This window comes from Hymenobacter busanensis (assembly GCF_008727865.1).
Classification (GTDB): Bacteria; Bacteroidota; Bacteroidia; order Cytophagales; family Hymenobacteraceae; genus Solirubrum; species Solirubrum busanense.
This window is the reverse complement of the sequence record NZ_VTWU01000002.1, coordinates 303,177-323,857: the sequence shown is the minus strand read 5'-3', so window position 1 is coordinate 323,857 and position 20,681 is coordinate 303,177. Positions and strand designations below refer to the sequence as shown.

Below are 20,681 nucleotides of genomic sequence, written 5' to 3'. Positions count from 1 at the left end.
CTACCAAGAACGGAAACAATTCGTGTAAAAAACCGCGTGAAGGCAGATGCGCCGTGCAACGGCGGGCGGGCGCAACGCGCCCCTACGCCGGGCGCCGTATTTTCGCGCTGCCGACCTCCCGGCGCTGCTTTTCGCCTGCCATGACCCTGCTGCACCGCCCGCAACTCCTGAAACTGGCCGCTCTCACCGGCCACCGCGACTGCGTGTACGCGCTGGCGGGCCACGCGGCAGAAGACGCGTTCTTCTCGGCCGGCGCCGACGGCCTCGTGGTGAGCTGGAGCATCGAGCAGCCCGAGCAGGACGGGCAGCTGGTGGCCCGCGTCGAAAACTCAGTGTACGCGCTTCATTACGTGGCCGGGCGCGGCCTGCTGGTGATTGGCCACAACTACCAAGGCGTGCAGGTTATTGATCTGGCGCAAAAGCAGCTCTGGTGCGCCACGGCCCTGCCGCCGGTGGCCATTTTCGATTTTGCCTACTCCGAAGTTCGCCAACGGCTCTACGTAGCCATCGGCGACGGTACGCTGGCCGTGTTGCGCGCCGCCGATTTCAGCCTCGAGCTTTTGCTGCGCGTGGCCGACAAAAGCCTGCGCAGCCTTGCGCTGCACGAAGAGCGGGGCGAGTTGGCCATTGGCACCTCCGACGCCACCGTGCGCATCCTCGATGCCGATTCGCTGCAGCTGCGCTACACGCTGGCCGAGGCCACCAATTCGGTGTTCACCGTAGCCTACAGCCCCGACGGCACGCAGCTGCTGGCCGCCGGCCGCGACGCCCACCTCCGCGCCTACGACGTGGCCGCCGATTATCGTGAAAACCTGACCGTCGTGGCGCACCTGTTTGCCATCAATCATCTTGCCTTCAGCCCCAACGGGCAATTCTTCGCCACCTGCAGCATGGATAAAAGCATCAAGCTGTGGGAGGCCAGCACCGGTCGCCTGCTGCGCGTGGTCGACCGCGCCCGCAGCGCCGGGCACGGTACCTCCGTAAACCGCTTGTTTTGGTCGGGCCGGCAGAATCGGTTAGTTTCGTGTAGCGACGACCGCAGCCTGGCCGTGTGGCAGCTTTTGCAAGAGTAGTTGGTAGCTGGTATTGAGTAGTGAGAATCCCGTATTCGACGCGAACAGGCTTCTTCCCACTACTACGTACGCCATACTCAATACTGACCTTACCATGAAAATTACCCCCCTCGACATTCGGCAGAAAACCTTCGAGCGCGCCTTCCGCGGCGTCGACAAAGACGAGGTGGACGCCTTCCTGCTCACGCTTTCGCAGCAGTGGGAGCGAATGAGCGACGAAAACCGCGAATTGCGCCGCCAGCTCGATCAGGCGCAGCACGACGTGCAGAAAATGCGCGAAGTGGAAACCTCGCTCTACCGCACCCTCAAAACGGCCGAAGACACCAGCACCAGCATTGTCGACCAAGCTCAGAAATCAGCCGAGCTGAAGCAGCGCGAAGCCCAGCTGCAAGCCGAGCAACTGCTGGCCGACGCCCGCCAGAAAGCCCGCCGTGTGGTGGACGAGGCCTACCAGCAAGCCGAAAAAGCCGTGGCCGATATGCAGGCCGAAGTGAATACCCTGGGTCAGGAGCACCAGCGCCTCGAAAGTGTGCTCGATACCCTGATGCGCGACTTGCAGCACCTGGCCGCCGGCGTGCAGGAGAAAGTGGAGAAAGCCCAGCAGCGCCCGCGCGGTTCGGTGGCGGCCATCCTTTCGCGTGCGGCTAGCGTAAAGGTAAACCGTGAGGAACCCGCCTCGCCCGCAACCGACACCTCCATGTACGTTCAAACATCGTCCGCTTCGTCGGCCGCCTCGGTTCCGGCTACCGCGCCGGCTACGGGCGGTGCTGCCTACGGCAGCGAGCCTACCAACCGGCCCATTGGCCCACAGCCCGGCAAGCAACCGCAGCCCGGCGAGCCGGCCCACACGCCGGGGCCCGAAATCAACCCGGCGCATCCGCACGAAAATCCCGGCATTTCGGAACCGTCGCGCATCTACGTGCCCGAGCCGTCGCAAGTGCCCAGCCCCGGTGCTCCTAATGTGGAACCGGCCCGGCCCGATATTCAGCCGGTGACGCCCAACGCGCCCGAAATTGCCCCGCCCACGCCGCAAACGCACCCCGGCATGGCCACCGTGCCCGCCGGTGCCGAGGCCGAGAAGTCGTTTTTCGACGAAATCTAGCCCACGGATTCCAGCTGATTTACTGAATTCCACGGATTTCGTGGACGACCGGCCTGCCCTACGGGGCAGGCTTTTTCGTTTCCTTTGCGGCGGGCTGGGGCGATGTTGCGCCGGTTCCCGCTTGGCTGGGCGGTGGACGGCAAACCACTGACAAGGCAGCAACGCATTATTTCACCACCTCACTGTTTCAACCATGGGCCAGATTGCGCTGGAAGGACTCGAGTTTTTTGCCTTTCACGGCTACTACGACGAGGAACAGAAAATCGGCAACAAGTACGGCGTGGACCTGAAAGTGCGCACCAACCTCTACCGCGCCGGCGCCACCGATAAGCTGCCCGAAACCGTGAATTATGAGCTTCTCTACAAGCTCGTGTACGAGGAAATGCAGGCCCCGGCGCGGCTGCTCGAACACCTGGCCCACCGCATCATCGACCGGGTGCTGCACGACTTGCCCCATGTGCAGCGGGTGGAAGTGAGCGTGTCGAAGTTCAACCCGCCATTGGGCGGCATTTGCCACCGCGCGCGCGTCACGCTTAAGCGCAAGCGGCCGGGCCCGGTGCTGTAGCGCGCCGCCGTTGGGCGGCAGTGCCGGGCAATCACCCCAGAATGGGAGTACACAAGCCATTCGGAGGCTGTAACTTATATGCAGCCTTTTCTGGTGCGGGCTGTCTGTGACGTAGATTCACGAAATATTTCGTAGGAAAAACTTGACAAGTACGATGCCTTTCGTATATGTTTGGGTTACGAATGGTTTCGTAAAGAATTGAACCGCGAGATGGGAAAGAACAACGTACCGCGCCCGACGGAATCGGAGCTGGAAATTCTGCAGGTGCTCTGGCAACACGGTCCGAGCACGGTGCGCTTTGTGAACGACGAGCTGAGCAAGCGGCGCGACGTGGGCTACACCACCACGCTCAAGCTGCTGCAGCTCATGCACGAGAAAGGCATTGTGGCCCGCGACGACTCCAGCCGCACCCATGTGTACCGCCCGGCCCTGCGCGAGCAGGAAACCCAAGGCGTGCTCATCGACCGATTGCTGGAAGCTGCTTTCGGAGGCTCGGCCCTGAAGCTGGTGCAGCAGGCCCTGGGCAACCGCAAAACCTCCCGTGCCGAGCTGGACCAGATCCGCGACCTGCTCGACTCGATGGACGACCAACAAGACCCCGACCAACCCTCCCCAACCGCTACGCCTGACACCAAATGAATTGGCTCGAGACCCTGCTGACGCCTGCGCTGGTGCGCGCCGTTGGCTACACGCTTCTGCACTCGCTCTGGCAGGGCGCCTTGGTGGCGCTGGCGCTGGCGGGGCTGCTCTTGCTGCTGCGCCGCCACTCGGCGCAGGTGCGCTACTCCGTCACGGCGGCCTCCCTGGGGCTAATTCTGCTGCTGGCGGGCGTCACGTTCATGCGCTACTATCTCACGGCCGCTCCGGCTAGCGTGGCTACTTCCTCGGAAGCATGGGTGCAAAGCGCCGCGGCCGATGCCATGGCCACCGTGGCACCCGCCGCCGAGCATCCGCTAAGCAAGAAAGTGGTGTTGGCTTACATCGAGCACAACCTGCCGCTGATTGTGACGGTGTGGCTGCTCGGGCTGTTGACCATGACCCTGCGCCTCTTGGGCGGGCTGGCCTACGTGCAGCGCCTGCGCCACTACGGTACCCGGCCGCTGGGTTTGGCCTGGCAGCACCGGCTGGCCAACCTTTCGGAGCGCGCCGGCCTGAAGCGTCCCGTGGCGCTGCTGGAGTCGAGCCTGGTGCGGGTGCCGGTGGTAGTGGGCCACCTGAAGCCGATGATCCTGCTGCCTTTGGGCGCCGTGGCGGGCCTGAGCCCTATGCAAATGGAAGCCATTCTGGCCCACGAACTGGCCCACGTAGCCCGCCGCGACTACTTGGTGAACATCATCCAGTCGATTGCCGAAATCCTGTTCTTCTACCACCCGGCCGTGTGGTTCTTGACCGCTACGCTGCGCTCGGAGCGTGAAAACTGCTGCGACGACGTGGCCGCCTCGCTCTGCGGCGACCCGCTGGTGCTGGCCCGCGCCCTGGCCGCGTTGGCCGAACTGGGCTTGGAGCGCGCCGTGGCCCCGCGCCTGACCATGGCCGCCGTAGGACCCCAAGGCTCGTTGCTGGGCCGGGTGCGTCGCCTGGTGCAGCGCCGGGGCGCCCCCACTTTCTCCGAAGGCTTTCTGGCTGCCTGCGTGGTAATGATGGGTATTGTATTGCTTTCGATTAGTGCAGTGGCCGCCTTGGCGCACCCGCATTTGGCGGCCGCCGCGCCGCGCCTGTTGCGCCAAGCTATGCCCGCTTTCATCACGCAGCCCGACATCAAGCAAATAGAGGCCACCGTGGCCGAAACGGCCGCGCTGACGGACGCTACTTGCAGCAGCGACGATGACGACGATGACCGGAAACGCAAGCGCAAAGCCAAGAACAAAGGCGAAAGCCGCGTGATTGTGCTCGACCGCGAGGTCAACCGTCGGGGCGGACCGGGCTCGGTTATCATTGAGAAAGACAAGAAGGGCCGGCTGACCGATCTGTACGTGAACGGCGAGCGGGTGGAAACTAGCAGCAGCGACCGGCGCGGTGGCAAAAAAGACAACGAGTCGCGCGTGGAGGTCATTCAGGTGCCCTCGGGCAGCGGCTACGCCCACCGCTACATTGCTCCGGGCCGCTACGAGTACTCCTTCGACAGCGAAAAATTCGAGAAGGAGTTCAAAGACAAATTCGGCAAGGACTTCGACAAGAAATTCTACAAGCTGGACAAAGACTTTGCGAAGAACTTCAAGTACCAGCGCCTGGAGGACGGCCAAACGCGGGTGTTCCGCCTCGGCCCCGACGGCCAGCTAAACCCGCAGGTGTACGTGGATGCGGAAGGCATTACCCGCAATGCCCTGCGCGAGGCCGAGCGCGGTCTGGAAAAAGCCCGCCAGCAAGCCGACCTGAGCGAAGCGGACCGTGAACGGATTGAGCAGCAACTGGAGAAAATTCGCGACCAGCGCCAAGACTTGGAAGAAAGTCGCCACGAAGCCGAGGAGCGCGTGCGGGAACGGGATGAAGCCCGCCGAGAAGCCGAGGCCGACCGCCGCGAAGCCGAAGCCGAACGGCGTGAGGAAGCCGCGCGGGCACGGGAAGAACGCGCCCGCGAACGGGAGGAACGCGCCCGGGAACGGGAAGAGCGCAACCGCGAGGTGGAGGAAAAATTGGTGGGCGAATTGCGCCGCGACGGGCTGATTACCGACACCAACAATTTCACCTTCCAGCTCACGAGCAGCCGCCTGACGGTGAATGGCAAGGAGCAACCCGAGGCCATGCTGCGCAAGTACCTGGGCATCTATAAAGAGTTGAACGAACGCGACCTGAATGCCGGCGGCTCGATGACCATCACGCGCAACAATACCAACCGCTCCATCATTTACAACTCGACGGGCACCCCGGCCCCGGCGGCGCCCCGTCCGCCCCGCGCCCCGCGCCCGTCGGTGGCCCCCACGGCACCCAAAGCGCCGCGCACCCCGCGGGCACCCCGTACACCCAAAACCACGCTCATCAACTCGGTGGATGTGCGTTCGGCCCTGGTGCGAGACCAGATTATTGAAGACGACGACAACACCCTGCAGTTTCGCCTCAACAACAACGAAATGGTGGTGAACGGCAAAAAGCAGCCGGCCGACGTGGCCGCCCGCTACCGCAAGCTGCTGGGCGGGACCGAGGGCAGCAATGTAAACATGGACATCGTCGTCAACAACGATTAAGCCGCGCCGCGCAACAACGTAGGCAACCACATATCGGGACTTTGGTGAGTGAACGGTGGTGTGGTGAAGCCGGTCGGAGGAGAGACCCGACCGGCTTCCGCTTTTTTGCCCGGTTGCACAATTCCGCGCCGGATGCAGGCCCGAGGAATTAGTTAGGAAGCCAAGCAACGCCAAGCGTCCCAATTGCATCTATTCGCGCACCCAGATACTGGCAAAAGACCTGCTGGCCCGTTCCCTTTCCCCTTTCCCATGATGCGCAGTTGTACGCTGTTGCTGGTTGTGCTGAGCCTCTGGGCCGGCGTGGCCCGCGCTCAGTCGCCCGAATCCAAAACCGATAACACGCCGGCTCCCAAAAAACAACTGGGCGCGGTGCGCATCAGCGGCGGCATCAAGCTCGACGGCGTGCTCGACGAAGCAGCCTGGCAACAGGCTGAGGCCGCCACCGACTTCATTCAGAACCGGCCTAACCCCGGCCCGCACGAGCGGCACAAAACCGAAGTGCGCGTGCTCTACGACGACGCCAGCCTGTACGTGGGCGCCGTGATGCACGACGTGAATCCCGATTCGATTTTGCGGGAATTGACCCCGCGCGACAACTTCGGCAACAGCGACTTTATCGGCATTTTCCTCGACACCTACCACGACAAGCTCAACGGCTACGGCTTTTTTGTAACCACCGGCGGCGTGCAGATGGACGCCCGCTACTCGCCCGCGAGTGGGGAGGACTTCAACTGGAACGCGGTGTGGGACTCGCGCACCTCGCTGCACGGCACCGATTGGGTGGCCGAAATCCGCATTCCGTACTCGGCCATTCGTTTCGGCAACCAGCCCGAACAACTGTGGGGGCTGCAGTTTATGCGCCGCCGCAAGCGCGACAACCAGGATTTCTTCTGGAACGAGGTGCGGCCCGCCGTCGATGGGTTTGTGAACCAGTGGGGCCTGCTTACCGGCGTGCGCGACGTGCAACCGCCCCTGCGCCTGAGCCTGACGCCCTACGTGTCGGGCTACGTGAACCACGACCCGGAGCTGGCCGACCCCAGCCGCCGCACGACGACGAGCTTCAACGGGGGCGCGGACGTGAAGTGGGGCATCAACGAGAGCTTCACGCTCGACGCGACGCTGGTGCCCGATTTCGGGCAGGTGCAGAGCGACAACCAGGTGCTGAATTTGTCGCCCTTCGAGGTGCAGTTTGCCGAAAACCGCCAGTTCTTCACCGAGGGCACCGAGCTGTTCAACAAAGGCGGCTTGTTTTACTCGCGCCGCGTGGGTGCCCAGCCCATCGGCTATGGCAGCGCCAGCAGCTACCTGCGCAAGCGCTACCGCGACGCGGAAGGGCGCGTGCACGAGGGCGAATTTGTGGCCCGCAACCCCGGCGTAACGCAGCTGCTGAACGCCACCAAGATTTCGGGCCGCACCAACAAAGGTTTGGGCGTGGGCCTCTTCAACGCGCTGAGCAACGACGTGTACGCCACGCTGCAGGACAGCGCCACCGGCGCCAAGCGCGACGTACTGACGCAGCCGTTCAGCAACTACAGCATTGCGGTGCTCGACCAGAGCCTGAAAAACAACTCCTACGTCTCGCTCATCAATACCAACGTCACGCGCTGGGGCCGCACCTACGACGCCAACGTCACCGGCGGCCTGTTCCGCTTCGCCAACAAGAAGAATTCCTACGCCGTGGACGGCCGCATGGTGTACTCGCGCCGCCGCGGCAACGACTTCGGCACCGAAGAGAAAATCGACGACCAGAACGGTTACAAGTACCAAGTGGGCGTGAGCAAAATCAGCGGCAACTTCACCTGGGGCCTGAACCAGGGCATCGAATCGGACCACTACAACCCGAACGACTTGGGTATCCTGTTCGGCAACAACAACATCTCGCAGGGCATCTTCGGCAACTACAACCACTACAAGCCCTTCTGGAAGGTCAACAACTTCTATTCCTACTTCGGCCTCGACCAGTCGTTGCTTTACAAGCCCATGCTCTACCAGCGCACCAACCTCTACGGCGGCGCCAACACCACCTTCACCAAGAGCTTTCTGACGGCGGGCTTCAACTTCGACGCTAACCCCGTGAACCGCGACTATTTTGAGCCGCGCACCGCCACACTGGGCGAATACTGGGTGCGGGTGCCGGCCAATGCCAACCTGGGTGCCTTTATATCGACGGACTACCGCAAGAAGCTGGCTTGGGACGTAAACGCCGGCATTCGGCTCTACACTGCCGACCGCCGCGGCTACGGCGAAGCCGGCCAGCGCCTGAACCGCACCGGCCGCGCCGGCTACGGCCTGGGCATTTCGCCGCGCTACCGCGTAAACAACCAGCTCAACTTCCGCTACAACTTCAACTGGAACCTGAGCGACAACCAGATTGGCTACGTGAACGGCGGCATGGACAGCGACGAGCCGCTCGATCAGCCCTACCTCGACCAGGTTATTCTGGGGCGGCGCAAGGTTATTACGGTGACCAACGTGGCCTCCATGGCCTACACGTTTTCCAACCGCATGTCGTTCACGTTTCGGGCGCGGCACTACACCAGCAACGTGCGCTACCGCGACTTTGCCCGCCTGAAACCCGGCGGCGAGGAGGAACTGGTGGACTACCAGCGCAACCGCAACAACACGTTCAACGCCTTCAACATCGACGCGGTGTACTCGTGGTGGTTTGCGCCCGGCTCGCAGGTGAGCGTGGTCTGGAAAAACGCGGGCTACTCGTCCTTCAATGCCAACCAAGCCACACCGCTCTACTTCGACAACCTCTCGAACACCATCAACACGCCCCACAACAACTCCGTCTCGGTAAAAATCCTGTATTACCTCGACTACCTCGCCCTGCGCAAAAAACGGAGCTAGCTGCGTAGGAAATAGTCTGTTTAATTAGGCTCTTCTGCTACCAACTTAACGCCTACCCTCCACTATGCACTACCGCAACGCCTCTCTTGCAGCCGCGCTGTGGGCGAGCCTGGCTTGCAGCCAAGCCGCAAAGAGCCAGACCCTGCCGGCTACCCCGCCCTTGGATTCGCTGCGGGCCCAGGCCAAACGCAGTGCCGCAGCCAAAAGCTACCCCGAAGCGGCGGCGCGCTACCAGCGCCTGGCCGGCGCCGAGCCGCATCGGCTGGCCCGGGCATCGGCGCTGTACAACGCCGCTTGCTATTACGCCTTGGCCGGCCAACCCCAACCCGCCCTGCAGCAGTTGGCGGCGGCTCAGCAAGCGGGGTTCAACCAAGCCGAGCACGTGCGGAAAGATGCCGACCTCGCCAGCCTGCGCACGACGTCTGGGTTTGCCAAAATTGTGAAGCGCATGGACCAGGCCACTGCCCGGGAAGCCGACCCGCGCAAGGTGCGCCTCGTTACGAGCGACATCGACAACTTTTGGCGGGCCTACGACCTGGCCGCCCGCGACACTGCGCAGCGGCACGCCATTTTTCAGCGGGAGTACTTCGACAAGGCCAGCGTGGGACTGGAGGATTACTTCGACCGCAAGATTCACTCCGTGGCGCGGTTTGTGCGCAACCTCGACCAGAAGCCCAACTTCTACCGCAGCATTCGGCCCACCACGCAGCAGATTGCCGGGTTTAAGCCGCAGATGCAGGCCAACTTCCGCAAGATCAAAGAGCTGTATCCGGCCGCGCGCTTTCCCGATGTGTACTTCGTCATCGGCCGCTTCAGCTCGGCCGGCACGGTGTCGCCAAACGGGCTGTTGCTCGGTGCCGATCAGCTTAGCAACGGCCCCGGCGTACCCCTCGATGAGTTGAGCGTGCGCGGCCGTGCCATTCTGAGTCCGGTAGCGTTGGTGCCCGTGATAGTGGCGCACGAGCACATTCACTACATTCAGAAAGACTCTCCCGACCTCACCTTGCTGCGCGGCGCCATCAACGAGGGCATGGCCGATTTTCTGGCCGAAGTCGTGACGGGTACCAATCCGAACGCCCGTATCCACGCCTACGGCAATGCCCACGAAGCGGAAATCTGGGCCGACTTCAAAAAGGAAATGACCAGCACCAACTGGAACAACTGGATTGGGAACGGCGGGCAGGAAACAGCTGCAAAACCGGCCGACCTCGGCTATTACGTCGGCTACAGAATTTGCCAGGCCTACTACGCCAAGGCCGCCGATAAAAAGCAGGCCATTCAGGAAATTCTGAACATCGGCAGTTACCCCGAGTTTCTGGAAAAGAGCGGCTACGAAAAAGGTCTGGCGGCTCGTTAAACCTTCTGTATGGCGCAATACCTCGGAAACCTCACGCTGCTTGTGCGCGACTACGACGAAGCCCTGGCCTACTACGTGGGTGTGCTGGGCTTCACGTTGCTGGAAGACACCGACCGCGGCCTCGGCAAACGCTGGGTGCGGGTGTCGCCGGGCGGGGCCGCGCACCCGGCGCTGCTGCTGGCCCAGGCCGCCACGCCCGAGCAGCAGGCCCAAGTGGGCAACCAAGCCGGCGGGCGCGTTTTCCTGTTTCTGCACACCGACGATTTTGCCGGCGACTACGCCCGCTACAAGGCCTTGGGCGTGCAGTTTCTGGAAGAGCCGCGCCACGAAAGCTACGGCAGCGTGGTGGTGTTTGCCGACTGCTACGGCAACAAGTGGGACCTGCTGGGCTGAGCCCCTACACGTCGCCCAGCGCCAGCAGCTCTTCGGCCGCCCCAAAGGCAGACCGGCGGCCTTCCTGCACTTCCAATTGTAGCTGAGCAAGGCGCTGGTGCACGTCGGGGCGGGCATAAAATCGTTCCTCTAGCGCCTCCCGAATGCTGTGGTGCAGCCATTGCAGGTTCTGTTCCTGCCGCCGTTGCTCAAAAAAACCGTTGCCGCGCACCACTTCCAGGTAGCGTTGCAGCTCCTCCCACACGCCGGGCACGCCTTCGCCGGTGAGGGCCGAGCAAGTGCGGGCCACCGGTGCCCAGCTCGAGGCCGCGTGCGGAAACAGTTGCAGGGCGCTCTGGTATTCGCGGCGGGCACGCTTGGCCGCAAGTTCGTTGCCCGAGTCGGCCTTGGTGATGACGACGGCGTCGGCCATTTCCATGATGCCGCGCTTCACGCCCTGCAGCTCGTCGCCGGCACCGGCCAGCATCAGCAGCAAAAAGAAATCGACCATGCCGTGTACGGCGGTTTCGCTCTGGCCCACGCCCACGGTTTCCACGAAAATCACGTCGTAGCCCGCCGCCTCGCACAGCAGCAGCGCCTCGCGGGTGGCGCGCGCCACGCCGCCCAACGAACGGCCCGCGGGCGAGGGCCGGATGAAGGCGTGCTCATGGGCCGCCAGCTGATTCATGCGGGTTTTGTCGCCCAGAATGCTGCCGCCGCTGCGCTGGCTGGTGGGGTCCACAGCCAGCACGGCCAGCCGGTGCCCGCGCTCGGCCACCAGGTGCATGCCCAAGCTTTCGATGAAAGTGCTTTTGCCCACGCCCGGCACGCCCGTAATGCCCAGCCGCACCGAGCGGCCGGTGCGGGGCAGCACCGCGTCGAGTACCTGCTGGGCCAAGTGTTTATCGGCAGGCAGCGTGCTTTCGACGAGGGTGATGGCGCGGCTGAGCACGAAGCGGTTGCCGGCGAGCAGGCCGTCGGTGTACTGGGCGAGGGAGAGGCGTTTGGGCACGGGAAACGGGCAAAAGGCAGACCTGCGGCCGGCGGTGGTCGATTATAGGCCGGGCGGCATTGCTTGCAAGGCTTAAAAGTAGCTACTTGCTGCGCGTTGGCACGTTTTACTACGCAGGCCAGCGTTTTTGCACCATCCTCTGTATTTCCGATGAACGTATTTCTGCGGGCGCTGCTAGTGCCGGGCCTCATGCTGGGCGCCTTGGCAGCCCAAGCCCAAAACGAGCTGAGCAACTTTACCTCCACCGGCCGGGGCGGCGTGTCCACCACCTTTGCCCGCGACTACCAGGCCATTGGCATCAACCCGGCCAACCTTGCTCGGGTGGGCAGCGCCAAAGTAGCCTTCAGCATCGGCGAGTTCGGGCTGGGCGCCGGGTCGCAGTCCCTCACGCGCACGCAGCTCAACCACCTCATTTACGACAGCGAACTGAAGCTCACCGACGCCGACAAGCTGAGTCTGGCCCAGTCGTTTACTTCCGATAACGCTCTCAACGCCAACATCGACGTCAACACGTTCGGGCTGTCGGTGTCTTTGCCCAGCATCGGCACCATTGCCGTGAGCAACCGGCAGCGCATCAGCACGCACGTGGGGCTCAACAAGAACGCCGCCGAGTTGCTGTTTCTGGGCTTCAACGCGCCCATCATCAAAGCCAACTTCAACGCCGACGGCACGCCCAAGAACCTGGCGACCGTGCCGCTGGTGTCGGAGGCGCTGGACGGCACCGAGGTGCAGGTGTCGTGGCTGAACGAGTTCAACGTGGCCTATGGCGTGCGCGTGCTCGATTACGACATGCTGCAGCTGACGGCCGGGGCGGGCTACCGCTACATCGAAGGCGTGGGCATTACCGATACGCGGGTAAAAAACGGCAAAGTGGAAGCCTACGGCGCCCTTTCGCCCTTGTTTGATATCGACTACGGCAAGCTGGCCTCAAACCCCAACTTCAACCTGAAGAAGCGCGACTCCGGTCTGCAGCCCGTGGGCAAAGGCAACGGCTTCGACCTCGGCCTGTCGGCCGACGTGGGCAAGGCCGTGCGCGTGGGCGTAGCCATTACCGACATGGGCAAAATGACCTGGGAAGGCAACCTGGTAACGGCCAACGACCAAAAGCTGAAGCGGCTGCGCTCGGCCGGTATTGGTACCTACAATTTCATCAAAGAAGCCTCCGAACTGCTGGCCGCCGGCTCCGACAGCCTCTTCCAGTACGCCCCCGGCACCGAGCGCACCGCCAACCTGCCCACCAAGTTCCGGGCCGGCGTGGGCGTGCGCATCAGCGAGTATTTCGAAACCGGCCTCGACGTGACCATGCCCCTCAACAACGTAGCCGGTAACATTGCAGCTCCGTTTGTGGGCGTGGGCCTCGATTTTAAACCGGCGCGCTGGGTACGCCTGAGCACCGGCGCCACGGCCGGCGCGGGCTACGCGTTCAGCATTCCGCTGGGCGTCACGCTCACCACCAAAGTCTACGAAGCCGGCATCAGCACCCGCGACGTGGCCGGTTTGCTTACCTCCGAAAACCCCTACGTGTCGGTAGCTATGGGCTTCCTGCGGTTCAAAATCGGGGAAACCAAGTAGGCCAAAAGCCAAGCCGAGCAAATACCAAAAACAAAAAGCAGTGCCACGGCTCCAGGTCGTGGCACTGCTTTTTTGGGTAGTTGCGGGTTAGCGCGGGCCGCTCTGCACAAAGTTGGGCAGGCCGAGCTTGCTGCGCCGGCCGCCGAGCTTGATGCCGTTGTCGTCGTACTGGCAGGCTGCGCCGGCCGCGTTGGGGCTTTGAATGACGCCCAGAAACGGGTTGTCTTCGCGGGCCACGTAGATGCGGCCGTCGGGGCCGAGCTGCAACGAGCCGATTTTGCGGTTGGCCGAATTGCCGATGGCGGTTTTGTCGCCGGTTTTCAGGTTCAGCTGCCACACCTGGGCGTTGCCGCCCCCGTTGCCGTTGCTGGTCACGTAGAGCTTCGAGCCGTCGGGCGAAAACTCCACGCCGTACGCTTCCTCAAAGCCTTTGTACACTTTCGGGTTGGCGGCTTTGCCGGTGGCGTTGTCGAAGTCGAAGACCTCCACGCGGTTGGCCTCGCGCCAGATGGCCACGGCCAGCTTGCGGCCGTCGGGCGAGAATTTCATGGTGCCGATGGCGTTGCGGCCGGGGCCGGCGTGCATGCTGCCCACGTTGCTCAGGTTGGGCTTCGTTACGATGCCGTCGGCCGTCACGAGGTAGCTCACGAAGGCGTTGGAGTTCCAGCGGTGACCCACCACCCACACGTCTTTGCCGTTGCGGTGGCGCACGGCGGCCAGCTTTTCGGCCACCGGCGAAATGAGGAGCACGTTGCTGCGTTTCACGTCGCCGAGGCCGCCTTCGGCCGTCATGTCGAGCACGGAGTAGCGCATGCCGCCTGAGCCACCTTCGGCGGCCGTGGTGAAGAGGTAGAACACGTTGCCGCTGCCGGGGTCGGGCACGATGAGCACGCTCTGGGCGCTCGACTTACTCCCCATCAGCCCTTTGCCGTTGGGCATGAACTGGTGCTGGCGGTTCCACACGTTCACGCCGTTGGTGTAGAACAGAAGCTGGCCGCGCGAGGTGGTGGCCACGGCGCAGCCCTCGTATGTGGTCAGCTTGCCGTCGAGCAGCGGGGTAGGGGCACCCTGGCGGAAATCGAGGCCGGCCTCCTGGCCGAAGTACCAGATGGATTGTTGTTGCTGGGCGCGGGCGCCGAAGCTCAGCAGCCACAGCGCAACGAAAAGCAGAAAACGGTTGTGCATAGGATGAGTCAGCGGCCCGCCCAATGGTTGAAGCCGGCCGCGTAGCAGCGTGTAACGCAAATCTGTGCCAAAAAATTGAAGCAGGCCCGCGCCCGCCTGTTGCCGGCCCGGTTTCTGAGGCGGCGCAAGCGAGACAGTGGCGTGGTACGGCCGCTTCCTGCCGCTGTCAGATTTCCCACTCACCTGCTTGCAGCCGCGGCAGCAAACCCCGCACAATGCGGTAGCTCAGGCCCCACAGCTGGTGCCCGCCGGCCACGCGGTAAAACGACACCTCGGCGGGCTGTGGCCAACCGGGCAGCTGCCTCATTTCGGTGGCATGGTTTTCGGCCGTCAGCTCGCGCACAGGCACTTCCAGCACCTCGTCGATTTCGGCTGTTTGCCAGTGCCACGTCGTTGGCCGGTTTATCCGGCCCAGAAACGGCGCCACCCGGAACCCGGTGGTGAAGGTGGTCAGCACGGGCAGCGTCGCCAGCACGGTTACCTGCTCGGGCCGCAGGCTTACTTCTTCTTCGGCTTCGCGCAAAGCCGTGTGCAGCGGCGAAGCATCGGTGGGGTCGGCTTTGCCGCCGGGAAAGGCCAGCTGCCCGCCGTGCACGCCAAAATTGCCGCGCCGGACCAGCACCAGCCGCAGCTCGCCGGCCGCGTCGCGAAACACGGGCACCAGTACCGCCGCGTCGCGCAGCGGTGGGTTCGGTGCTGCTTGGCGTATGGGTTTTAGCTCCACTGCTGCAGCTCGATGATATTGCACTCGGGGTCGGTCACGTAGGCCCAGGTAACGCGGGCGCCGGTGGCGGTTTGCAGCGTTACTACCTCGCCCAGGGCGTGGCCCCCTTCGGCCAGCACCACGGCGCGGGCTGCCTCCACATCGGGCACTTCGAAGGCTATGTGGCCGAAGCCGGGCCGGTTGGGCGCGGTGCGGGCGCGGTTTTCCAGCGGGTTGTACTCGAAGATTTCCAGCGTGGGGCCTTGTTCGCCGTGGCCGGGCAGGCGCAGGTGCGCGCCGCGCAACGCTGCTCCCGGCACGCCGGTGCCAGCCTCTAGCTGCGGACCGCGGAAGTCGCGCACGGGCGGTACCGGCTGGCAGCCAAACACGGTTTCGTAGAAAGCAGCCAGTTCCTGCCAGTTTTCGGCAATGAGGTTGGTGTGGGCGTAGCGGGCGGCGAGCAGCGGCATAGGAGCAGAGAGTGAGATGCAGAAACCAAAAGGCAGCGTGCGGTGTGGTACCCCAATCTACCGGCATCCGTCGAAAAAAGATGCCCGACTGCTGCCCGCGCTACCGCACCACGTAGGCCCCACCCGGCTCAACCTGCACGGTAGGCAGGGTATGATGCTTGGCAAATTGCCGGTAGCCCGCCGCCAAGCTCTGCCAGAACGCGTAATGCACGCTGCCACGGCGGCGCTGGAGTTGCTCGTCGGTCAGCTCGAAGGGAAAAATATGCACTTGCAGGTCGGTTTGGCCGGCATGCCGCGCTTCGGTGGCCAGCACGTACACCTCCCGAATGCCCGCGTCGGTAATGGGCAGGCAGCCAATGGTGACGTTGGAGCCGTGAATGAAGATGTCGCCGCCGGGCTTGGCGCTGCCTAGCAGGCGGTCGGCGGCGTTCGGGTAGTCGAGGCCCAGGGAGAGATGGTAGAGGCTTTCGGGGTTGAACCGGTCGATGCGGTAGAAGCCTTCGGGCACCTGCCCGTCGCCCTCGCGGCGCTTGGGGCCGAGCGTGCCCGAAGTTCCGGCCAGCGGGTACGTTTTCAGAAGTTGAAACGAAGCGTCGGTGCGGTTGCGGGCCCATACTTCCAGGCGGGTGCCCACTTTAAACACCCGGAAAAACACCTCCAGTTGGCTGGGCTCGATGGCGTGGGCCCGCAGCAGGCTGCGCAGGGCCGGCCACGCATCGTGGTAAGCGGCCTGCACCCGCGGGTGCAGCAGTTGTTCGTCGCGAAAACCGGGCGCCGCTACCGGGCGCGCCGCTATGGTCGTGAACAGCACGACGCCAGCAAGCCAAAACCGCATGAGGAGGTGCCGTACTGCTGCAAATAAGCCCGGAGTGGGCTCGTTGCGCGGCTGCGGCATCTGGGCTCAAGAACGGTGGAGGTTGGAATTATTGTATGCGAGCTATATAGTCCGGCTGAAAAAGACCCGGCTTCGGCTGCATCTGGGCCATTAATGGCTGATGCTGGAGTACGCCGATACCAACGAAAGCAGCAGAACGTCAGCGGGCTACGCGAGCAGAGTATTATACGGTAATGCACGAGCATAATTCTCAAATACAAGAGGCAATAGGTAGCGGATTATGCCTATTAGTAGGGTGAAAAACGAATTGAAATAAATGATGAATAATTCGTCTTTTGTCTGGGATACTAATGTGGTATCAGTATTTTCGGCGTGCAAATTCACTTCTTCTACTCAACTGCCTTATGCACACACGTACTCCTTTTACCCCTTTATTTACTCGGCTCGGGCTCCTTGCCGCACTTGGATTTGCCGCCCTTTCAACCCAAGCCCAGGTAGCTGCGCCCACGTGGGCTTCGGTGGTGCGGGCCAACAGCAGTAGCGGGGCAAACGACGGCAGCCGCGCCAATGAAATTGCGGTAGCTCCCGACGGCAGTCAGTATGTCTGCGGCGTGTTCGAGGGAACATTTACCATTGGTAGCACTACGTTGGCGGCCGGCGCCGGCAACGGGCACCTGTTTTTGGTTAAGCTGAACCCCAACGGCACCGTGGCCTGGGCCCGGCAGGCAAACACCACGTCGGGCGACACCGACGTTAGCGTAGCCGTCGACCCCGCTGGCAACGCTTATCTGACCGGCTACTTCAGTGGTTCGCTCTCGTTTCCGGGAGCACCCGGCACGCTCACCACGGCCAACGGCGTAACCGATGCTTATGTAGCCAAGCTGGATTCGCAGGGCAACCTGTTGTGGGCTATTCCCGGCGGCGTAACCGGCGGGAACAGCGCCTATGCTACCGGCATTGCTGCCGATGCCAGCGGCAACGTGTACGTCAGCGGTGATTTTGCCGGTTCCATCGGCTTCGGGGGCGCTTCCACGGTGTCGGCTTCTAATAGCGACGTGTTCTTGTGCAAGCTTTCGGCTACCAACGGCGCGCAGGTCTGGATTCGTAAAGGCGGCAGCAACGGCTCCGATTTCGGGTATGCGCTGACGACCGATGCCGCCGGCAACCCCTACCTGGGGGGCGTCATTCGGCAACCCGCCGCCATATTTGGCTCCGTTACCCTGCCAGCCGGCACCGGCGCGGTCAACGACGAGGATATTTTTGTGGCCAAGTTTGACCCACAAGGCAACACCGTATGGGCGCAGCGGGCGGGCACTGCCAATAACGACGGCGTCTCCGACGTGGCCGTGGACGCCAGCGGCAACGTGGCCATTACGGGCTATGTCAACGGTGTTTTCACCAGCACCAGCGACGCATCCGAAATTTACGTGGCCCGCTTTTCGGCTACAGGTGCCCCGCAATGGTCGCGCCGCATCGTTCCTACCGCGCCCGACTACTACCAGGGACAGGGTGTAGCCTTCGACAACCGCGGTGGTCTTTATGTTACGGGCTATTTCGAGAGCAGCGTCACCTTTGGCACCACCACGCTCACCGCTAATACGCAAGACGTATTTGTGGTCCGATACGATGGGCTGGGTAATGCTATTTGGGCGAACCGGGCCGGTGGCACCACCGCCAACGACGCGGCCATTGCCTTTGATGTGGCCACCGATGCCGGCGGCAATGCCTACCTGGCCGGCGGGGTGCTTGGCACCGTTTCGTTCGGCTCCGTTGCATCCACCGGCACCGGTATCGGCTTTTTTGTGAGCAAGCTCAATGCCGGCGGTACCATCACGGCTACGCGCGCTGCTGCTGATGTGGCTCTGCAAACGTACCCCAATCCCGCCGACGACTACACCAAGTTAGCTCTGCCCGCAGGCGGTGGCCGCCTGGCCCTGACCGACGCCTTGGGCCGCACGGTGCGGGAGCAGACGTTGCCGCAAGCAGCCGGTACGTACCGCGTTGCGCTGGCCGGATTGGCCCCGGGCCTCTACCACCTGCGCGCCACGCTCGGCAACGGCCAAACCGCCGTGTCGCGCGTAACGGTGCGCTAAACGAGCGAGCCGCACGAGCAACTCCGCTGCCCATAACCAAAAGGCCCCGCTTGGTAGCGGGGCCTTTTTATTGTCGGTATACAGACCAGCCGTTTTCGGAGGCTATTGGGCAGAATTACTGTTCCAGATGTCGCGCTGCAGCTTCCATTCGCCATCTTCCTGCTTCCAGACGACAATGTATTTGCCTTGGTCGAGCACTTGGTTGGCGGCGTCGCGCATGTGGTAGGTGCCCAGCTCCACGGCCGCATCGCGGCCCACGTGGTCGACTTCCACCGTGTGCAGCTCTACCCGGGAGAAGCCCTGGTTCATCACCTGCTGCCAGTAGCTGCCAATGGCGGCCTGGCCCTGCACGGCGTCGCTGCCGGCGGGCAGCAGCATGCCTTCGGCGGTGTAGAGGCTGGCCATGCCGGAGGCGTCGCCGCGGCTGAAGGTATTCTCAAACCGAGCGTTGATCTGCCGGATTTCGTCCACGATGGTGTCGGTGGGAGCGTGCATGAGCGTACGGAGTTTGGGGAAAAGAAGAAACCAGCAGCCGCGCAGGGCCGCGCAGGTCAAGGTATTAGATTTTAGCCCGTTTGCAACACTCCCAGGGCGGATATTTGACCCGGTTGTGCTCGGAAATAACTGCCAGCGGGCCGCCCGGCGTACACTATCCGTCAGTTTCGTTTTGCCATGCCTGCTTCCGCTTCTTCCTACCGCCCCGACGTACTCGGGCCCGACTTTGAGCAACTGACCATTGCGCAGCCCACCGACTACGAAGGCGCGGTGTGCTGCACGCTGGTGCGCCACCAGGCAGCCGGCCCACTGCCCGACCGGGCAGTGCTCTACGTGCACGGCTTCTCCGACTACTTTTTCCAGCGCGAGCTAGCCGAGCAGTGGGCCGCCCACGGCTACCGGTTCTACGCCCTCGACCTGCGCAAATACGGCCGCTCCCTGCTCCCGCACCAGCGCCCCAACAATGTGCGCAACCTGCACGAGTACTTTCCCGACCTCGACGCCGCCCTGGCCACCATTCAGCGCGAAGGCCACCAAACCGTGGTGCTGAACGCGCATTCGACCGGCGGCCTTATCGGTGCCTTGTATGCCGAGGTCGGCGCCCGGCGTGACGCCTTGGCGGCATTGGTGCTCAACAGCCCGTTTTTTGCCATGAACCAGCCGTGGCTGTTGCGGCATATCGGCGTGCCGGTGGTAGCCGCACTGGGGCGGGCGCTGCCCAATGTGTTTCTGCCCGGAAAGCTGCCGGAATCCTACGGCCAAAGCCTGCACCGCAATTTTCAGGGCGAGTGGGAATACCATCTGCCCTGGAAACCCATCGAGGTATTTCCCATTACCATGGGCTGGCTGCGGGCCATTGCCGCGGGGCACCGCGCCGTGGCGCGGGGGCTGCACGTGGCCCAGCCGGTACTGGTGCTGCACTCGGCCCGCACTGTGCGGCGCTACCACCCCCTCAACGACGAGTTTTTCGAAGCCGACGCCGTGCTGAACGTCGAGCATATTCGCACGCTGGCGCCGCGCTTGGGGCCGCACGTAACGGTATGCGCCATCGAGGGCGGTATGCACGACTTGGTGCTGTCGCGCCCGGCGGTGCGGGCCGAGGTGTACCGGCAAATGTTTCAGTGGCTGGGCAAGGTGTTGCCGGCTACTACCGCCCTACAAAACGACTGACGGATGCCGCCGGCCGCTACAAAACCGGGGCGGATGGAAGGAGAGAAAATCGTATGCTTGCACAGTTGATTTTAATGCGTTGGCGCGTCCCTTCAACCAAGGGCAGGTTCCAGCGGTTATGTAGACCCCATCCTTCTGTACTCAATGGATTTTTCTTCCTCCCGCCCCGAAGACCTGCTGTTTGATGCCGCCCGCCGCGGCAATGTTGCCTACCTGAAAGAGCTGCTCGACGGGGGCATCGACGTGAACATTCAGAACGGCAAGGGCTTTACCCCGCTCATCGTAGCCGCTTACGACGGCCACCTCGACGCCACGTATGCCCTGCTCGAAGCCGGTGCCGACCCCAACGTGCAGGACGCCGCCGGCAACACCGCCCTGATGGGCGTCAGCTTCAAGGGCTACCCCGAGGTGGCACAGGCCCTCATCGACCACGGTGCCGACCTGAACCTGCAAAACGGCAACGGCGGCACGGCGCTCATGTTTGCCACGCTCTTCGGCCGGCACGACATCCTGCCCGTGCTCCTCGATGCCGGCGCCGATACCGCCATCCGCGACGTGCGCGGCCTCTCGGCGTACGACCTCGCCATTCAGCAAGGCAACGAAGAAGCCCTGAAGGTGCTGCCCCAATAAGCCGCAGATTTT

Annotated in this window: 18 protein-coding genes; 12 read left to right on the top strand and 6 right to left on the bottom strand. The window is 63.1% G+C overall.

Annotated elements, in window-relative coordinates:
* Positions 1-140 precede the first annotated feature (140 nt).
* The 8 genes from F0P96_RS05820 (at position 141) to F0P96_RS05785 (ending at position 10,525) form a co-directional block, all read left to right on the top strand.
* The gene (locus F0P96_RS05820) at positions 141-1,073 is read left to right on the top strand and encodes a WD40 repeat domain-containing protein (RefSeq protein WP_151077877.1); all 933 of its coding nucleotides are present in this window, start codon (positions 141-143) and stop codon (positions 1,071-1,073) included.
* A 94-nt stretch (positions 1,074-1,167) separates the two neighbouring features.
* Positions 1,168-2,175, top strand: a complete 1,008-nt coding sequence (locus F0P96_RS05815; protein WP_151077876.1) for a DivIVA domain-containing protein — start codon at positions 1,168-1,170, stop codon at positions 2,173-2,175.
* A gap of 193 nt (positions 2,176-2,368) precedes the next feature.
* Positions 2,369-2,740: a dihydroneopterin aldolase gene (gene folB, locus F0P96_RS05810; RefSeq protein WP_151077875.1), complete on the top strand. Its 372-nt coding sequence runs from the start codon at positions 2,369-2,371 to the stop codon at positions 2,738-2,740.
* Positions 2,741-2,950: 210 nt separating this feature from the next.
* On the top strand, positions 2,951-3,379 hold the full coding sequence (locus F0P96_RS05805; RefSeq protein WP_151077874.1) for a BlaI/MecI/CopY family transcriptional regulator: 429 nt from the start codon (positions 2,951-2,953) through the stop codon (positions 3,377-3,379).
* Positions 3,376-5,922, top strand: coding sequence for a M56 family metallopeptidase (locus F0P96_RS05800; protein ID WP_151077873.1), 2,547 nt, complete (start codon positions 3,376-3,378; stop codon positions 5,920-5,922). The genes F0P96_RS05805 and F0P96_RS05800 overlap by 4 nt, the downstream gene beginning before the upstream one ends.
* Before the next feature lie 249 nt (positions 5,923-6,171).
* Positions 6,172-8,775, top strand: coding sequence for a DUF5916 domain-containing protein (locus F0P96_RS05795; protein WP_151077872.1), 2,604 nt, complete (start codon positions 6,172-6,174; stop codon positions 8,773-8,775).
* Between the two features lie 64 nt (positions 8,776-8,839).
* Positions 8,840-10,132 carry a gliding motility protein GldB-related protein gene (locus F0P96_RS05790; RefSeq protein ID WP_151077871.1) on the top strand — a complete coding sequence of 431 codons (1,293 nt, stop codon included), beginning with the start codon at positions 8,840-8,842 and terminating at the stop codon, positions 10,130-10,132.
* Between the two features lie 9 nt (positions 10,133-10,141).
* On the top strand, positions 10,142-10,525 hold the full coding sequence (locus tag F0P96_RS05785; protein WP_151077870.1) for a VOC family protein: 384 nt from the start codon (positions 10,142-10,144) through the stop codon (positions 10,523-10,525).
* Positions 10,526-10,529: 4 nt separating this feature from the next.
* Here the strand turns inward: F0P96_RS05785 and meaB are convergent, their stop codons facing one another.
* Positions 10,530-11,516 carry a methylmalonyl Co-A mutase-associated GTPase MeaB gene (gene meaB / locus F0P96_RS05780; protein WP_151077869.1) on the bottom strand — a complete coding sequence of 329 codons (987 nt, stop codon included), beginning with the start codon at positions 11,514-11,516 and terminating at the stop codon, positions 10,530-10,532.
* A 150-nt stretch (positions 11,517-11,666) separates the two neighbouring features.
* On the opposite strand from meaB, the gene F0P96_RS05775 reads away from it, so the two are divergent.
* Positions 11,667-13,088: a DUF5723 family protein gene (locus tag F0P96_RS05775; RefSeq protein ID WP_151077868.1), complete on the top strand. Its 1,422-nt coding sequence runs from the start codon at positions 11,667-11,669 to the stop codon at positions 13,086-13,088.
* Positions 13,089-13,175: 87 nt separating this feature from the next.
* On the opposite strand, the gene F0P96_RS05770 is transcribed toward F0P96_RS05775, so the two are convergent.
* The 4 genes from F0P96_RS05770 to F0P96_RS05755 all read right to left on the bottom strand — a co-directional run bounded on the left by F0P96_RS05770 (position 13,176) and on the right by F0P96_RS05755 (position 16,257).
* Positions 13,176-14,273, bottom strand: a complete 1,098-nt coding sequence (locus F0P96_RS05770; RefSeq protein ID WP_151077867.1) for a WD40 repeat domain-containing protein — start codon at positions 14,271-14,273, stop codon at positions 13,176-13,178.
* A gap of 166 nt (positions 14,274-14,439) precedes the next feature.
* Positions 14,440-14,997 carry an NUDIX hydrolase gene (locus F0P96_RS05765; protein WP_160620414.1) on the bottom strand — a complete coding sequence of 186 codons (558 nt, stop codon included), beginning with the start codon at positions 14,995-14,997 and terminating at the stop codon, positions 14,440-14,442.
* On the bottom strand, positions 14,988-15,446 hold the full coding sequence (locus F0P96_RS05760) for a VOC family protein (protein ID WP_151077866.1): 459 nt from the start codon (positions 15,444-15,446) through the stop codon (positions 14,988-14,990). The genes F0P96_RS05765 and F0P96_RS05760 overlap by 10 nt, the downstream gene beginning before the upstream one ends.
* 100 nt (positions 15,447-15,546) lie before the next feature.
* Positions 15,547-16,257 carry a L,D-transpeptidase family protein gene (locus F0P96_RS05755; RefSeq protein ID WP_151077865.1) on the bottom strand — a complete coding sequence of 237 codons (711 nt, stop codon included), beginning with the start codon at positions 16,255-16,257 and terminating at the stop codon, positions 15,547-15,549.
* A 428-nt stretch (positions 16,258-16,685) separates the two neighbouring features.
* Between F0P96_RS05755 and F0P96_RS05750 the strand changes: the two genes are divergently transcribed.
* Positions 16,686-18,374 carry an SBBP repeat-containing protein gene (locus F0P96_RS05750; protein WP_160620418.1) on the top strand — a complete coding sequence of 563 codons (1,689 nt, stop codon included), beginning with the start codon at positions 16,686-16,688 and terminating at the stop codon, positions 18,372-18,374.
* A 102-nt stretch (positions 18,375-18,476) separates the two neighbouring features.
* On the opposite strand, the gene F0P96_RS05745 is transcribed toward F0P96_RS05750, so the two are convergent.
* Positions 18,477-18,869: a YybH family protein gene (locus F0P96_RS05745; RefSeq protein ID WP_151077863.1), complete on the bottom strand. Its 393-nt coding sequence runs from the start codon at positions 18,867-18,869 to the stop codon at positions 18,477-18,479.
* 177 nt (positions 18,870-19,046) lie between these two features.
* Here F0P96_RS05745 and F0P96_RS05740 point away from each other — a divergent pair, with 177 nt between their 5' ends.
* Together F0P96_RS05740 and F0P96_RS05735 are read left to right on the top strand one after the other, a co-directional pair.
* Positions 19,047-20,039: an alpha/beta hydrolase gene (locus F0P96_RS05740; protein WP_151077862.1), complete on the top strand. Its 993-nt coding sequence runs from the start codon at positions 19,047-19,049 to the stop codon at positions 20,037-20,039.
* 144 nt (positions 20,040-20,183) lie between these two features.
* Positions 20,184-20,669: an ankyrin repeat domain-containing protein gene (locus F0P96_RS05735; RefSeq protein ID WP_151077861.1), complete on the top strand. Its 486-nt coding sequence runs from the start codon at positions 20,184-20,186 to the stop codon at positions 20,667-20,669.
* Positions 20,670-20,681 lie beyond the last annotated feature (12 nt).